This window comes from Lachnospira hominis (ex Hitch et al. 2025), assembly GCF_040096395.1.
In the GTDB taxonomy this organism is placed as follows: domain Bacteria; phylum Bacillota; class Clostridia; order Lachnospirales; family Lachnospiraceae; genus Lachnospira; species Lachnospira hominis.
Genome location: NZ_JBBMES010000028.1, coordinates 1 through 15,585 on the forward strand (window position 1 = coordinate 1; position 15,585 = coordinate 15,585).

At 35.1% G+C, this 15,585-nt stretch carries 18 protein-coding genes, 1 pseudogene and 1 other annotated feature; of the genes and pseudogenes, 17 read left to right on the forward strand and 2 right to left on the reverse strand.

The window, feature by feature from the left end; genetic code table 11:
- On the forward strand, positions 1 to 381 hold a 381-nt coding region (locus WMO38_RS14280; RefSeq protein WP_349163142.1), incomplete at its 5' end, for a hypothetical protein.
- 121 nt (positions 382 to 502) lie between these two features.
- Here the strand turns inward: WMO38_RS14280 and WMO38_RS14285 are convergent.
- Positions 503 to 988, reverse strand: coding sequence for a TspO/MBR family protein (locus WMO38_RS14285; RefSeq protein ID WP_021865099.1), 486 nt, complete (start codon positions 986 to 988; stop codon positions 503 to 505).
- Between the two features lie 109 nt (positions 989 to 1,097).
- Here WMO38_RS14285 and WMO38_RS14290 point away from each other — a divergent pair, with 109 nt between their 5' ends.
- From WMO38_RS14290 to WMO38_RS14325, 8 genes and pseudogenes are all read left to right on the forward strand, one after another.
- The gene (locus tag WMO38_RS14290; protein WP_349163143.1) at positions 1,098 to 1,973 is read left to right on the forward strand and encodes an NAD(P)/FAD-dependent oxidoreductase; all 876 of its coding nucleotides are present in this window, start codon (positions 1,098 to 1,100) and stop codon (positions 1,971 to 1,973) included.
- A 337-nt stretch (positions 1,974 to 2,310) separates the two neighbouring features.
- Positions 2,311 to 2,958: a GDSL-type esterase/lipase family protein gene (locus tag WMO38_RS14295; RefSeq protein WP_349163144.1), complete on the forward strand. Its 648-nt coding sequence runs from the start codon at positions 2,311 to 2,313 to the stop codon at positions 2,956 to 2,958.
- A 131-nt stretch (positions 2,959 to 3,089) separates the two neighbouring features.
- A complete protein-coding gene (locus WMO38_RS14300; RefSeq protein WP_349163145.1) occupies positions 3,090 to 3,542 on the forward strand; it encodes a MarR family winged helix-turn-helix transcriptional regulator in 453 nt (150 codons plus the stop codon).
- Complete coding sequence (locus WMO38_RS14305) at positions 3,535 to 4,872, forward strand: MATE family efflux transporter (RefSeq protein WP_349163146.1); 1,338 nt, start codon at positions 3,535 to 3,537, stop codon at positions 4,870 to 4,872. Before WMO38_RS14300 ends, WMO38_RS14305 begins: the two co-directional genes overlap by 8 nt.
- Before the next feature lie 403 nt (positions 4,873 to 5,275).
- Positions 5,276 to 5,947 carry a metal ABC transporter substrate-binding protein gene (locus WMO38_RS14310; RefSeq protein ID WP_349163147.1) on the forward strand — a complete coding sequence of 224 codons (672 nt, stop codon included), beginning with the start codon at positions 5,276 to 5,278 and terminating at the stop codon, positions 5,945 to 5,947.
- Between the two features lie 45 nt (positions 5,948 to 5,992).
- Positions 5,993 to 6,325, forward strand: coding sequence for an ATP-binding cassette domain-containing protein (locus WMO38_RS14315; protein ID WP_349163148.1), 333 nt, complete (start codon positions 5,993 to 5,995; stop codon positions 6,323 to 6,325).
- Positions 6,315 to 6,422, forward strand: a pseudogene (locus tag WMO38_RS14320) (metal ABC transporter permease); the annotation flags it as partial. The gene WMO38_RS14315 and the pseudogene WMO38_RS14320, both read left to right, overlap by 11 nt.
- Positions 6,423 to 6,579: 157 nt before the next feature.
- On the forward strand, positions 6,580 to 6,702 hold the full coding sequence (locus tag WMO38_RS14325) for a hypothetical protein (protein WP_349163149.1): 123 nt from the start codon (positions 6,580 to 6,582) through the stop codon (positions 6,700 to 6,702).
- Positions 6,703 to 6,785: 83 nt separating this feature from the next.
- Here the strand turns inward: WMO38_RS14325 and WMO38_RS14330 are convergent, their stop codons facing one another.
- The gene (locus tag WMO38_RS14330) at positions 6,786 to 7,448 is read right to left on the reverse strand and encodes a GntR family transcriptional regulator (protein ID WP_349163150.1); all 663 of its coding nucleotides are present in this window, start codon (positions 7,446 to 7,448) and stop codon (positions 6,786 to 6,788) included.
- A gap of 286 nt (positions 7,449 to 7,734) precedes the next feature.
- Here WMO38_RS14330 and WMO38_RS14335 point away from each other — a divergent pair, with 286 nt between their 5' ends.
- The 8 genes from WMO38_RS14335 (at position 7,735) to WMO38_RS14370 (ending at position 15,545) form a co-directional block, all read left to right on the forward strand.
- Positions 7,735 to 8,427: a cyclase family protein gene (locus WMO38_RS14335; RefSeq protein ID WP_349163151.1), complete on the forward strand. Its 693-nt coding sequence runs from the start codon at positions 7,735 to 7,737 to the stop codon at positions 8,425 to 8,427.
- 72 nt (positions 8,428 to 8,499) lie between these two features.
- Positions 8,500 to 9,426, forward strand: coding sequence for a ketopantoate reductase family protein (locus WMO38_RS14340; protein ID WP_349163152.1), 927 nt, complete (start codon positions 8,500 to 8,502; stop codon positions 9,424 to 9,426).
- Positions 9,426 to 9,893, forward strand: coding sequence for a NanQ anomerase/TabA/YiaL family protein (locus tag WMO38_RS14345; RefSeq protein WP_349163153.1), 468 nt, complete (start codon positions 9,426 to 9,428; stop codon positions 9,891 to 9,893). The genes WMO38_RS14340 and WMO38_RS14345 overlap by 1 nt, the downstream gene beginning before the upstream one ends.
- Positions 9,894 to 9,909: 16 nt before the next feature.
- Positions 9,910 to 10,923, forward strand: coding sequence for a TRAP transporter substrate-binding protein (locus WMO38_RS14350; protein WP_349163154.1), 1,014 nt, complete (start codon positions 9,910 to 9,912; stop codon positions 10,921 to 10,923).
- 1 nt (position 10,924) lies between these two features.
- Positions 10,925 to 11,398, forward strand: a complete 474-nt coding sequence (locus tag WMO38_RS14355) for a TRAP transporter small permease (protein ID WP_349163155.1) — start codon at positions 10,925 to 10,927, stop codon at positions 11,396 to 11,398.
- A 19-nt stretch (positions 11,399 to 11,417) separates the two neighbouring features.
- Positions 11,418 to 12,722: a TRAP transporter large permease gene (locus tag WMO38_RS14360; RefSeq protein WP_349163156.1), complete on the forward strand. Its 1,305-nt coding sequence runs from the start codon at positions 11,418 to 11,420 to the stop codon at positions 12,720 to 12,722.
- A 131-nt stretch (positions 12,723 to 12,853) separates the two neighbouring features.
- Positions 12,854 to 13,100, forward strand: a binding site (T-box leader).
- Positions 13,101 to 13,215: 115 nt separating this feature from the next.
- Positions 13,216 to 14,250, forward strand: coding sequence for a bile acid:sodium symporter family protein (locus WMO38_RS14365; RefSeq protein ID WP_349163157.1), 1,035 nt, complete (start codon positions 13,216 to 13,218; stop codon positions 14,248 to 14,250).
- Between the two features lie 368 nt (positions 14,251 to 14,618).
- On the forward strand, positions 14,619 to 15,545 hold the full coding sequence (locus WMO38_RS14370) for an Rpn family recombination-promoting nuclease/putative transposase (RefSeq protein ID WP_349163158.1): 927 nt from the start codon (positions 14,619 to 14,621) through the stop codon (positions 15,543 to 15,545).
- Positions 15,546 to 15,585: the final 40 nt, after the last annotated feature.

The following is a 15,585-nucleotide window of genomic DNA, read 5'->3' on the forward strand; positions in this document are numbered from 1 at the left end:
AGAATTCATAATGGAGAAGCAAAAGAAGTGACTCCGATAACAGTAGAGAATGGAACAATTACATTCAGTACAAGTGAATTCTCAACATATGCAATTGTTTACACAGATGCTGATAAGACACCAGGCACACCATCAACACCTGGTACACCATCAACACCAGGCACACCATCAACACCAGGCACACCATCAACACCTGATACACCATCAGCTGATAATGGTAACAACGCAGGAAGTACAACAGGTGATGCAAATACAACACCTTCATCACCTTCAACAGGTGATATGGCAATGAGAACAATCATGCCACTTGTAACAGTTATGGGAATTGCTCTTATCGGAGCTGCATATGTTCTCATGACAAGAACAAAAAAAGAGGATTAAGAGCTTAGAGAGTTCATTAAAACTATTTTTAAATAATTAATTTTAATGAATATAAAAGCAACAGAGCCGGTCTTAGTAATGTAGGAAATAGTCTTACAGCTAAGACCGGTTTTGTATTTTTTTAGTTTAGCATATATATTGCAAGATTAAGATATCCGGCATATGTTACCCATACAAGATATGGAATCATAAGATATGCGGCGGGTTTACAGATTTCATAAAAAAGAACAATTGTGATTATTATAAGAAACCACATCAAAAATAACCAGAAAAATGCTGCGAGATACATTTGCAGATTAAAAAATATAATTGACCACATAAAATTAAGGAAAAGCTGGGTACAATATAATGTGAGTGCGGGTTTTGTGTATTTATCGGATGTGTATACAAGAAAAGAAGCAAGCCCCATAAATATATAAAGGACAGTCCATACAACAGGAAAAAGCCAGCCGGGAGGTGATAGCGGTGGTTTGTTAAGCATGTTAAAAATTTCTGAGCTGTCGGGAGTAAGGACAGATGAAAAAGCACCGGCAGCAAGTGGTATTATAAGGGCATATATCAGTTCCCTGCCGTAAGTTTTTAAGGTATGTTTTAATTGTTGATTCAAACGAAGCCTCCTGTTATGATTAATAAAATATTGATTTCTTTATAAATTTATGTTTTATTATAAAAATATATGAAAAAACAGATTCTTATAAAAGGTGATTGGAGACAATATGGATAGATATGATATAGCAATTATAGGTACAGGACCGGCTGGAATATCAGCGGCGATAACAGCAAGAGTGAGAAATAAAAATATTATTCTTATAGGAAGCCGTGAACTTAGCACTAAAATAGAAAAAGCGTCACTTATTAATAATTATCCGGGAATTCCGGCTGTGAGTGGTGAGCAGCTAAAAGAAGCATTTTTAAAACATATTGGCAGCATGGGGATTGAAATAACTGAGGATAAAATTAATGCAGTTTATTCGCTTGGAAATTATTTTGTTTTACAGGGGCAAAATGGCAGTTATGAGGCAGATAGCGTGATTCTGGCAGCAGGACTTTCTAATGTAAATGCATATCCGGGTGAAGAAGAATATCTCGGACAGGGAGTAAGCTACTGTGTGACATGTGATGCTGCATTTTATCGTGGAAAAAGTGCTGCAGTAATTGCATTTTCGGATAAAGAAGAGGCAGAGGCAAAGTTTCTTGCTGAGATTGCTGAAAAAGTGACATATATAAAGATGTATAAAGATTCAAATGGTGTTGAGGGTACATTTGCTGGAATCAAAAATATTGAGGTATTGTCTGCTGTAAAACCTGTTGGAATAAAAAAGAACGGAATGAAAGTTATTCTTGAAACGCAGGCAGGCGGCAGCTATGAATTTGATGGAATATTTGTGATGAGGGAACATGTAGCTCCTAAGACACTTGTTCCGGGACTTAAAACAGAAGAAAACAAGGTATTGGTACAGCGTGACATGTCAACTAATATCAAAGGACTTTTTGCGTGTGGAGATATAACAGGAGCACCATACCAGTATGTGAAAGCTGCGGGGGAAGGAAATGTTGCGGCTCTTTCAGCTGTTGCATATCTTGCAAAATAAAAAGATAATGCTGTCGCATAGAAATGATTAAGCTTTCCAATATGCGACAGCATTATTTATAAATTTATACAAAATCTGTTTTTGACGAATAATGTTCTTTTTTCTGCATTATTTTGTCTGCCTGTATTTTGAGTTAGTTGCATATATTGACGAGGCAGATTGTTTTTATAAGAATTGCCAAATTCTTAAATTCAGTATTGACAGTATACAAAATTTAATCTATACTAACCCTACCGAATAAGTATGATATAAAACGCTGAAAGCGGAATATATTATACTTACATAATTGTCAAAATTTATTGGGAGACAGCGGCATGCTGTGGAAAGGAAGGGTTTTATGAAACAGATATTGTGCTTTGGAGATTCTAATACATATGGATATAAACCTGATAAGAGCGGAAGATTTCCGTGGGGTGTACGCTGGACCAGTATTCTGGCAGAAAAGTTTGGAAGAGATGTCAATGTTATAGAAGAGGGATTGTGCGGAAGGACAACAATATTTGACGATGTATTCCGTGCTGGACGCAACGGAAGTGAGAGTTTTCCTGCAATTCTCGAAAGTCACACACCGCTTGACCTTATTATAATCATGCTTGGAACTAATGACTGCAAGACCGTTTACGGAGCAACTGCGGGCATAATCGGAAAAGGAGTGGAGACACTTCTTGAACAGGTAAAAAATTACAGTCCTGACAGCGATATTTTGTTGATTTCTCCGATATATCTTGGTGAAAATGTGTATAAAGAAGGCTTTGATGTTGAATTTTCAAAAGAATCTATACAGGTATCAAAAAATCTTGAGGCAGTTTATGAAAAAATAGCATTAAAAAATAATATACATTTTCTTAGGGCACAGGATTTTGTTTCATGCAGTGAGACTGATCAGGAACATCTTGACGCACAGGCACATAAGATATTTGCGGATGCTGTGTACAAAAAAACTGATGAGATATTAAAGGCAAGATTTATAAAGGCCGCATGCTGAAAAGAATAATTTTATTAGAAGTCAATAAAATGTGCATAGATTGTTATTGACTTCTATATTTTTTAAATATATAATTATCAAAGGTAATTACCAAAGATAACTATATGCGGCTAAAATGAAAGGAAGTATTTATGACAGAAGAAAAAATAAAAAGAATGTTAGATGCGTGCTTTCTGGCAAAAAGAATCCGTGATTTTCTCCCGGAGCTGCCAGATGGAGTAAAGCCGGCATATATACAGTATATGGATACAATTCACAAATTGCAGGGAAATGGAGTGCAGAGGGTCAAGATTTCTGACATAAGCGATTCCCTTGCAATACCACGTCCGGGTGTTACAAGGACGGTCAAAGAGATGGAAGAAAGGTGTTATCTGAAGAAGATTTCGTCTGATGAGGATGCACGTATAACATATATTGAGATTACAGTTAAAGGTGAAGAACTGTCTGAAAAATATGATAAAAATTATTACAGCCGCTTATGCAGATATCTTGATGGTATTTCAGAGGAAGAGGCTGATTCTATGATTAATACAATAGAAAAGTTTTATAAAGTAATGAGTGAAAGGAGAGTTGACATTGAATAATTCAAAATCGGATTTTACACAGGGAAGCATACTTGGCAAGTTAATTCCGTTTATGATGCCTATACTCGGTGCACTGATACTGCAGGCTGCGTATGGTGCAGTTGATTTGCTTGTTGTTGGACGATTCGGTACAACTTCCGGATTGTCAGCCGTTTCAACAGGAAGCCAAGTACTTAATCTTGTGACATTTGTAATTACACAGTTTGCAATGGGCATAACGGTGCTTATTGCAAGATATATAGGTGAAAAGAAGCAGGAGCTGATAGGGCAGGTTATAGGTGGTTCAATTATAATATTTGCGATAATTTCAGCAGTATTATTTTTTGTGATGATATGTTTTTCACGCCGCATTGCCATTGTCATGCAAGCACCTTCAGAAGCTGTAGGGCTTACATCGGTATATGTGAAGATTTGTGGCGGTGGAATATTTTTTATTGTGGCATATAATCTTTTATCTGCAATTTTCAGAGGACTTGGCGATAGTAAATCTCCGCTTATATTTGTTGCAGTTGCCTGTGTTATAAATATTGTGGGTGACCTTTTGCTTGTTGCCGGTCTTAAAATGGATGCGGCAGGTGCAGCAATAGCAACAGTATTTGCACAGGCGGTAAGTGTTGTGCTGGCATTATTTATGCTTGTAAAAAGGAATAAGATATTTACGATAACAAAAAGTGATTTCAAGGTAAATATACACTGTAAAAGAGCATTAAAAATCGGGATTCCTCTTGCATTACAGGAGTTTCTTACTCAGGTTTCGTTTCTGGCATTATGTGCATTTATCAACAGGCTTGGACTTGAGGCTTCATCGGGATATGGCGTTGCCTGTAAAATTGTAAACTTTGCAATGTTGATTCCAAGTTCACTTATGCAGTCAATGGCATCATTTGTGTCACAGAATGTCGGTGCTGGTAATGAGAAAAGAGCCAAAAAGGCGATGTTTACAGGCATTGGTGTAGGACTTGTTATAGGATGTATTGCATTTTTATTAATAATATTTAAAGGTGACATACTCACAGGAATATTTACGACGGATGCAGCTGTTGTACAAAAGGGATATGATTATCTTAAAGGATTTGCATTGGAAACAATAGTGACAGCTATTCTTTTCAGCATGATTGGATATTTTAACGGACATGATAAGACTATATGGGTTATGGCACAGGGACTTATACAGACACTTCTTGTGCGTCTTCCGCTTGCTTATTATATGAGTATTCAGCCTGACGCAAGTCTTACAAAGATTGGATTTGCAGCACCGGCAGCGACAATATTCGGAATTTTATTAAATGTTGTTTACCTTATTTTTCTAAAATATAAAAAGAGAATATGAAAATCATTTTCAATTTACTGGGAGGCAAAGGTTTGACAAAAGTTAAATATAAAACAAAACAAATGACAGAGTTGCTTGCCTTTTTTATATAGAAAAAGAATTAAATCATGAATGTAATGGTGAAGACTGTCCTGTTTGTGCATGTATACAGCAGGCACAACAGATGTTAAAGGAACTGTCAACAGGTACGGTTGTAAGCCAAGTGGCTGGTTTAATTGTTGTGGTTGCGGTGACATCTGTATTCACCAGGTCTTTATTTATAATAAAAAATTCTCCAATACGTCAAAATGTAAGACTGAATAATTGAATAAAATTTCTGTGAGAGCAAAGGGGATAAAGCAGACCCCTTTGGTTTTTGTGCTTAATTTTATATTATAGTGGTAAGAAAGCAGAGGTTTTGTTTATGAAAAAACGTATTTCTATAATTTTGGCAGTGGTAATGGCGTTATTATGCCTTGCTGCATGCGGTCAGAATAAATCAAAATATTTATCAAAAAATGATAAAATTAAAGAAGATATGTTAGAACATGAAGAAAAAGAATATGATGAACACGTATGGCTGTCACTTAGAAATGCAGAAAAATTATGTGATGCTATAGTAGATTCTTTGTGCGATATAGATTCAGAAAATAAGAATGTTTATAGTACAAATGCAACAGTTTATAAAAATAAATTAAAAGAGCTTGATAATCAATACCAGGATGTTGTAAAAAATTCAACTAATAAGACTTTGCTGTTTGGAGACAGATTCCCATTCCGTTATATGGTGGATGATTATGGATTAAAGTATTATGCAGCATTTGCGGGTTGTTCTGCAGAGAGTGAGGTAAGTTTTGAAACTATATCATTTTTGGCGAAAAAGGTAGATGAACTTGGACTTAAAAATGTAATGACAATTGAAAAATCAGGTAAAAAGATAGCTAATACAATAATTTCTAATACAAAAAATAAAAATCAGAAAATATTTGAGCTTAACTCATTACAGTCAATTACTTCAAAAGATGTAAAGAATGGTGTTACATATCTTTCTGTAATGAAGAGCAATATTAATGTACTTAAAGAAGCATTGCAATAGGAGGATAAATGAGTCAGATTAATTGTAATAATTTATCAGTTGGCTATGATGGAAAAATTTGAAATCAGTAATTTATCAGGAAGATGTTACAGGGAACTCTCCGGTGGACAGCAACAACGTGTATTGCTTGCAAGAGCATTGTGTGCAACAGAAAAGATACTGCTTCTTGATGAACCAGTGGCAGCACTGGATCCTAAGGCTTCAAAAGAGATGTATAAAATTATAGAAAAACTAAATAAAGAAGATAACATCTCTATTATTATGATTTCGCATGATATTGAAGATTCAGTTAAATATGCGAGTCATGTACTTTATACGGGAAATAAAGTATTTTATGGAACAAAGAAGGAGTATGAAGACAGGCAATATGATAGATAAATTGATTTTTTATTTTCAGTATCCATTTGTAAGATACGCATTAATTGTTGGAGTTTTAATTGCATTGTGTTCTTCACTTCTTGGAGCAACGATTGTTGCAGTCGATATAGCTGCATTTTGTGTGTGTTCACTAATTGGAAAAATATCAGGAAGAGTGTGAGTATGAGAAAAAATTAAAACTTATTTTGTTATGTATCTGTATTATTTTAGCGACAGGATGTTCAAAAAATACAAAAGCAAATAGAAAACTAAATATGTCAAATTCGGTAGATAAAGTGCTTAATGAACAGATAAATAATTCGACAAAAGAAGATAATGAAAATGATGGCAAAAATATGTATTGCCGCCTTGCGGATGCATCATTAGCAATTAAATAAAATAAAAAACAGGCAAGTATTCTATTATCAACTTTAATAAGATACCTGCCTGTTTTTTAAATATTTTATATGATTTTTGTCCGTTATTTTTTAGTTTTAACAACATTAAGAGGCATCATAAGATGATTAATGAGTATGCGGTAAGCATCATCGCCGTTACCGGCTTTAAGATAATCAAAATATTTTTTGTGTTCCTCTAATGTACCTGTAACACGTCCTTCAACTTCAAGTGCTGACTGTGAAGTAAGTTTTATTAAGTACATAAGCCGTTGAAAAATGTGATTGACTTCTTCATTGTTTATATAATTTACAAGGAGAAGATGAAACTGGTGGTCATAATTAATGAAATCTTCATAATTGCCGTCTGTAGAACTATTTTCTGCAGCTTTAGCCTGTAAATCAAGTATATTTTCAAGTTCACGTAGAACTTTTTGACCTTTTGGAGTATTTATTGTAGAAGCCAGACAGTGAGTACAAAAACCTTCTATTGCACATCTAATCTGAATAGTTTCTTTCATATCTTTTTGGTTTAACTGACGTATTCTGAAGCCTTTGCTCGGAACTACATCTATATAACCATCCTGGCTGAGACATTGCAATGCCTCACGCATAGGTGTTCTTGATATACCGAGTTCTTTTGAAAGTTTAGTCTCGGAGTACATTATATTTACATCCAGCTTGTTTGTGAGAATAAGTTTTTTAATATAGTTGTATGCTTCCTGCTGAAGCGAAGACATAATCTTCATATTTTGATACTCCTTCCTGAATATGTGTATCAGATATCGCTATATAAACAATAGATATATTTATTTGTGGTGGTACGTTATACACAAAATAATAGAACAAAATATATTTGTGGTCAATAATAATTTTTAAAATTAGGATACCGGTATCCCGGTTTTGTTTAAATTTGCTAAAATAATTGTGAAAACTTTGACTATTTTTGATAATTGATTCTATACCGGTATACTGGTATACTGCAATCAACAACAAAACAACAAATCATTTAAAACAGTTCAGGAGGAAAAAAGAATGAATACAACATATGAATTAGGAAACTTAAAAATCGTGGATCTTACAAAGCCACTTGATCCAAAGACAGAGTCAAGAAGATGTCACCTTATAAGATATAATACAGGTGGTCCTATTCCTGATTTCCATACAGCTATGGATCTTACAAGCCACCTCGGAACACATTGTGAGTGTCCTTATCATCATGATGATAACTGGCCATCAGTTGCAGAACTTCCACTTACAACATTTATGGGAAGAGCAATTTATGTAGACTTTAAAGATACACTTCCTCATAGAAAACATATCAGTGCAGCAGACCTTGACAAAGCAACAGAAGGCTGGGTAAAGGAAGGAGATATTCTTATTATTGATTCTTCTTACAAGATAGACCCATTTACACCAGATACAAATACTGATAAGGACCAGAGATTACTTGTAAATGGTGAGACAGCACAGTGGTGTGTAGACCACAAGATTAAATGTGTAGGTTTTGGTGATGGAGTTTCAATTGAAAACTGCAATGAAGATGTTAAACCGTTCCATGACATCTGTATGGCAGAAAATATTGTATTTCTTGAAGTATTAAAGAATTTGGACAAACTTACACAGGATACATTTTTCATGTCATATACACCACTTCCGATTTACGGACTTGACTCATGTCCAATCCGTGCATATGCAATTGAAGGACTTGCAGAATTTTCAAGATAAGAGTGGAATAGCCGGTTAGGAAACTGGTATTATAAAATAAGATTTTAACACATTGAAGGAGAGATTACAGTTATGAAGATTGCGGTTCTTGGTGCGGGAGCTATGGGCTCAATATATGGCGGACATCTTTCATTATACAATGATGTATACATGATTGATAGGAAGCAGGAAATTATCGAGAAAATCAATGCTGACGGACTTAAACTTTTTGAAAATGACAAAGATGTGGTTTACAGACCTGAAGCAATGTCAGACAGTAAAAATCTTGAAGAAGTTGACCTTGTAATACTTTTCGTTAAATCACTTTTTTCAAAAGCTGCACTTGAAGAAAACAGGCACATTATAGGAGAACATACTTATTTGATGACACTCCAGAATGGGGCAGGACATGAAGATATTTTATCTGAGTTTGTTCCAAAAGAAAGAATTATTATTGGAACAACAGAGGATAATGGGGCGGTTCTTGATAATGCGTATGTAAGACGCGGTGGTAAAGGAAAAACTAATATTGGAATGTTAGTTCCTGATAAAGAAGGAATGCTTCAGAAAGTTAAAGAAAGCTTTGATTTATGTGGATTTGACACACATATTTATGATAATATCCAGCAGCTGATATGGGATAAGCTTTTTACAAATGTATCACTTTCAGCACTTACAGGTGTTCTTCAGGTGCCAATTGGTTTTATTGCATCAGACGAATATGCATGGAACATGACTGTAACTCTCATAAAAGAAGCTTTGCAGGTTGCAAAAGCATTAGGACTTACCTTTGATGAAAATGAGGTTATTGAAAAAGTAAGAGCAACTTCTATTAATTCACCTGAGGGAAAAACGTCAATATACGCTGACCTGAAAGCAGGAAGACGTACAGAAGTAAATACAATCAGCGGTGCCGTCGTCAGAGCCGGAGAAAAGACTGGCGTTGATGTTCCGACACACAGAATGATTGTAAATATGGTTCATGCAATGGAAGACAGAGAAAGAAAGGAAATAAAATAATGATTTTTTCATCTATTAATTCTAAAGACGATTTTACTAATTATCCAAAGGCAGTTCAGAGAGCAATTAAATATTTAAAAGAAAATGATTTTGTAAATATGGAAGCTGGTGTTTATGAGATTGAGGGAAAACTTATGTATGCACAGGTGTTTGATGCTGCGACAGGTCCTGTAAGTGAGAAAAGACCTGAAGTGCATGAAAAATATCTGGATGTGCAGTTCCTTGCGTCAGGAAGAGAAAAGTTGGGATTTACGCCAGATACAGGTAGTTACGAGATTGATGAGAAGTTTGATGAAAGAGATCTTATTTTTTATAAATCTGTAGAAAATGAAGGGTTTATAACATCTACTCCGGGCTGTTTCTGCGTGTTCTTCCCAACAGATGTTCACAGACCGGCATGTGAAGATGGCGAACCTATGACAGTGAGAAAGGTTGTAGTGAAAGTAAGCACTGAATTATTAAAGTAAACGTGAGGAGGCTATTATGGGCAAAAAATTTATTGCGGTATTAATGTGCATGAGTATATTAGTCTGTTCTGCACTTACAGGGTGTAGTACAAAAACTACAGCAGACGGACAAGAAGTAAAAATTATAAGAGTTGCATTTAACCAGAACGAGGATCATCCTCAGTATAAGGCAATGAAAGAGTTAGGCGACAGGTTTGAAAAAGCGACTAACGGAAGATATAAAATGGTTATTTATCCTAATGGTGTGTTAGGTGAACAGGGGTCAATGGCAGAGTTCATAAGAACTGGTGCTTTGGATATGGCAATTGTTCCATGCTCAGTTCCAGAAGGATATGATGCAGATTTTGCTATTGTCGGAGCACCTTACCTTTATCAGGATATGGATCATTTAAGAAGATCTGTACAGGCAGGAATATTTGATGAATTATTCAAATCAACAAGAAAATTTAATTTTGAGGTACTTACAGTTTATACGGCCGGCGAGAGAAATATTTATGCAGATAAGCCAATTAACACACCAGATGACCTCAAGGGTATGATTGTACGAGTTAATGATTCTCCAACATATCTTAGCATGGTTAAATATATGGGGGGTGTTGGTACAGCAATGTCGCAGTCAGAGGTATATACAGCATTACAGCAGGGAGTTATTGATGCAGGTGAAAATAGTGAGCGTGTATACACAGATTTCAAACATTATGAAGTCGCAAAATATTATTCATATACAAAACATATTGTTCATCCTGATGTAGTAATAGCAAGTACCAATTTCCTTGATGGTTTATCAGATGCAGATAAGGCAATATTTGACCAGCTTGTAGATGATTCTACAGACTATGAATTTACTGCATTTAAAAAATCTGTACAGGAAGCAAAGGCAGAAGCAGAGGAACATGGAGCAATTTTCATTTATCCTGATATAAGTTTATTCAGAGAAAAATGCCAGCCACTCCTTGACAGCATTTCAAGCCAGTCAGAAGTGACTAAGAATATATATGATAAAGTTGAATCTTTAAGGGAGGAGAATTGATATGACTAAAGCAAAAAAAATAATGGACAAAATAACAGCATATTCAAGTGTTGTAATATTTATAGCAATGGTTCTTATGGTAACATATCAGGTTATATCAAGATACTTCTTTAAGAGCCCGAGCAGTGTAACAGAGGTACTTACCAGATATTGTTTCGTATGGCTGATTATTATTTCAGCAACTTACATGTTTGGACAGAGAGAACATATTAATATTTCTGTTATAAAAGATAAGCTGCCAAAAACAGCAAAAAGGGTAGTAAGCATTATAATCGAATGTGTGACAATTATTTTTGCAGGACTTGTTATGGTATATGGCGGATTTGTAATTACAAGAATGAATCTTGTACAGTTAGATTCAATTCTTCACATTCCTACAGGTGTTATTTATTCAATTATTCCTATTTGTGGTGTGATTATTATATTCTACAGTATTTATAATATTGGACTTGAACTTAAGAAAAACAAGGAATAAACAGGAGGAGGACATACATATGAGTATAGCATTACAGGTAGCCTTGGTAATGGTTACAATATTAGTTATATTGCTGATAATCGGAGCACCTATCGGTGTAGCAATCGGACTTTCTTCAGCAGTTTCAATGATATGCATGATTCCGGCAGATGTATCTTTTGCAACATCAGCTCAGAGAATTTTTGCCGGTTCAAATTCATTTTCACTTATAGCCATTCCGTTCTTTATCCTTGCTGGTAATATAATGAACAATGGTGGTATTGCAACAAGACTTGTTAATTGTGCAAAAGTAATTTCAGGAAGGATGCCTGGTGCACTTGCACAGTCAAATGTAGTAGCAAATATGTTATTCGGTGCTATCAGTGGTTCTGGTGCAGCCGCTGCAGCAGCAATGGGAAGTACAATCGGACCATTAGAGGAAAAAGAAGGTTACGACAAAAATTACAGCACTGCTGTAAATGTGGCTTCAGCACCAGTCGGAATGCTTATTCCACCAAGTAACACAATGATTGTATATTCAAGCATTGCAGGCAGTGTATCAATTGCAGCCCTTTTTATGGCTGGATATATTCCGGGTCTTCTCTGGGGCGGTGCTGTTATGATTCTTGCAGGTATTATGGCAAAAAGACGTGGTTATCAGGCAGAAGAGAGAGTTACATTAAAAGTTGCTTTAAAGACATTCTGGCAGGCAATCCCAAGTCTTTTGCTTATTGTAATTGTAATTGGTGGAATACTTGGCGGTATATTCACAGCAACTGAAGGTTCAGCAATCGCAGTAGTATACGCAACAGTTTTATCACTTATTTACAAGTCATTTAAAATAAAGGATATCCCAAGAATTGTTCTTGAGTCAGCAAAGACTACAGGTATTATAACATTCATGATTGGTCTTTCATCTATTATGTCATGGGCAATGGCATTTACAGAAATTCCTGATATGATTGCTACAGCAATTCTCGGACTTACAACTAACAAATATTTAATTCTTCTTTTAATAAACGTTTTGTTACTTGTAGTTGGTACATTTATGGATGTAACACCGGCAATACTTATATTTACACCAATCTTACTTCCAATTTGTACAGCATTTGGCATGAGTCCGATACACTTTGGTATCCTTCTCTGCTTCAACTTATCAATTGGTACAATTACACCACCTGTTGGAACAATTCTTTTTACAGGATGCCGTGTTGGCGGTGTGACTATTGAAAGTGTTATTAAGTACATGTTACCGTACTTTGCAATTATATTTGTAGCTTTATTACTGGTTACATACTTCCCTGCAATATCTATGTTCTTACCTAAGATATTGGGATTAGTGTAATAAATACCTTTTTTCCAACATGAATACGGATTGTACATCAATATGGTGTGCAGTCCGTATTTTTATAATTTAGTGCTTGACATATAGAAAATGAGGACTATAATACTCATTGGAAAACAAAATATGTTCACCGAAATTCGTTGAAGAGAACAATGTCTGTTATTGATTTATTTTCAGAGAGCCTGTGGCTGGTGTAAACAGGTAATAATCATATCAGGATATCCTCTCTAAGAAGCAGGCTGAAAGCAGAGCTGTATATGCTGTGTCGGTAAACCTCGCCGGTCTCCACCGTTATATGGATAGCATATGCAGGTATGTAAAGTGCTGTAGTGATACTGCAGAATCAGGGTGGTAACGCGGATTATATTCGTCCCTTTTTTAGTCTTAATGGCTGGAAAAGGGACTTTTTTAGTGGACAAAAAAACAAGGGGAGTGCAAGTTCTCTGCTCGCAGAAGAAACTGGCATTTTCCTTCGGAAAACAAGGAGGACGTAATGAAAGCATTACAAAAAGTTAGTAAATTTTTATCAGATTACACTTCAATAGTAGTTATCGCAATTGCAGTTGTGACATTTTTTGTACCGGGTATGATGTCATGGGTAAATCACAAGTTGTTTGTCGATTTTGCATCAAACAAATTCACAAGCCAGTCAATAATTATAGGCATTATTATGTTTAGCATGGGGCTTACTCTTACAACACAGGACTTTAAAATACTGGCAAAGAGACCATTTGATATATGTGTTGGTGCAATAGCACAGTATCTTATAATGCCATTTTTAGCATTTGGTATAACAAAGGTTCTTGGACTTTCAGATGCAATAGGTCTTGGACTTATACTTGTAGGCTGCTGTCCTGGAGGTGTTTCATCAAATATCATGTCATATCTTTGTGGCGGTGATGTAGCATTTTCAGTTGGAATGACTACGGTATCAACATTACTTTCACCATTTATGACACCACTTCTTGTATCACTTCTTGCAAGTGGAACACATATTTCAATCAAGGCACTTCCGATGTTTGTTTCTATTGTTGAAACAGTAATACTTCCGGTTGCCGTTGGATTTTTATTTAATTATTTATTTGGAAAGAAAAAAATATTTGCAGAAATACAGAAAATCATGCCAGGTATAGCTGTTCTTGGACTTGCATGTGTTGTCGGCGGTGTTGTATCATCACAGGGGGCTAAATTCTTTGAGTCAGGAGCGGTAATATTTGTAGCTGTTCTTTTACATAACGGACTTGGATATCTGCTTGGTTATGGCGCCGGAAAGCTTGTAGGAATGAATACAGCAAAGAAGAGAACAATATCTATTGAAGTTGGTATGCAGAATGCAGGACTTGCAACTAATCTTGCAACTACTACAGCCCAGTTTGCTTCAACACCTGAATCAGCTATTATCTGTGCAGTATCATGTACATGGCATTCAATTTCAGGTACATTACTTGCCGGAGCATTTGCATTAAAGGATAAGATTAAAGGAAAGTCTACTGATACAGGAAATGAAGATGTGCAGCAGGCAGAATAAAATAATATGAAATACATTCAAATAAGATTATGATAAAGTTAATCAGGCTGATTGTTCCATGTATAAATGTATTTGGACACAGCCTGATTATTTTTATTATTTTATAAATAAATTATTGACATATATAATTATGTGTGATATTAATATATTAAAAGAATTCTTTTTATGGACAGCATATGTATTTTAATTATAAATATATTTCTATTTAGCTGTCTATCAGAGCTGAGTATTCATTCAGCATGAATCCCACAAAAATTAATTGGACTACAGCAGGCTTGTTTTCATTATCTGCAAATGATAATATACTAATAAATAATAATATTAGTATGTGTGTGGATATCAGCCTGTTAAACAAAAGGAGGATATCTATGGCAGAGAAAAAAGACAATGTATCAGCAAAATTTAAGGATAATGTATTCTGCATGTTGTATGCCGACAAAGCTAATTTGCTGGATTTGTACAATGCACTTAACAATTCATCTTATAAAAATGTGGATGATTTACAGGTAACTACATTAAATGGCGGCTCGTATATGAAGTATAAAAATGATGCTTCATTTCTGCTAAGCATGAATTTATATATGTTTGAGCAGCAGTCGTCAAAGAATCCGAATATGCCTTTAAGATTTCTTCATTATGTATCAGATGTAATGAGACAGATATTTAGTAACAGTACACTTCATAGAAGAAGTATGCTGAAAATTCCGGTTCCGCATTTCATTACATTTTATAATGGAAAAGAAAAGTGGATTGAAAAAGAAGAGATAATCAAGTTGTCAGATATGTTTGAAGAATATACAGACAATCCCGAAATGGAGTTAAAGGTACGGGTAATAAATATTAATGGTGATGCAGATATCCTGAATAAGTGCAAGACGCTCCGGGATTATATGACATTTGTTGAAAAAACCAGATATAAGACAGGTGTTGAAGATAAAGATGTTAAAACAGCAGTTACAGAGGCAATAGACGAATGTGTAGAGGAGAATATACTTGTCGATTTCTTTGAGAAACACAGAGAGGAGGTCGTTGAAGTGAGTATATATGATTATGATGAAGAGGAAGTCAGAATGGTTGTAGCCAGAGATATGGCGGAAGAGATGGCTGAGGAGATGGCTGTAGAGCTTGCAGAGAAAAATGAATTGATAAGCAAAATTAAGCTTGTTATTAAAAAAGTAAAAAAGGAAAAGTCTGTTGCATTGATAGCAGATGAACTTGAAGAGGAGGAAAGTGACATCAAGCCGGTTTATGATGCTGTGGGAATATCCCAAAGTTTGTGTAAACCTCCAAACTGATGTAAGATAAAATTACTCAGTTTGGAGGTTATTTTTATGG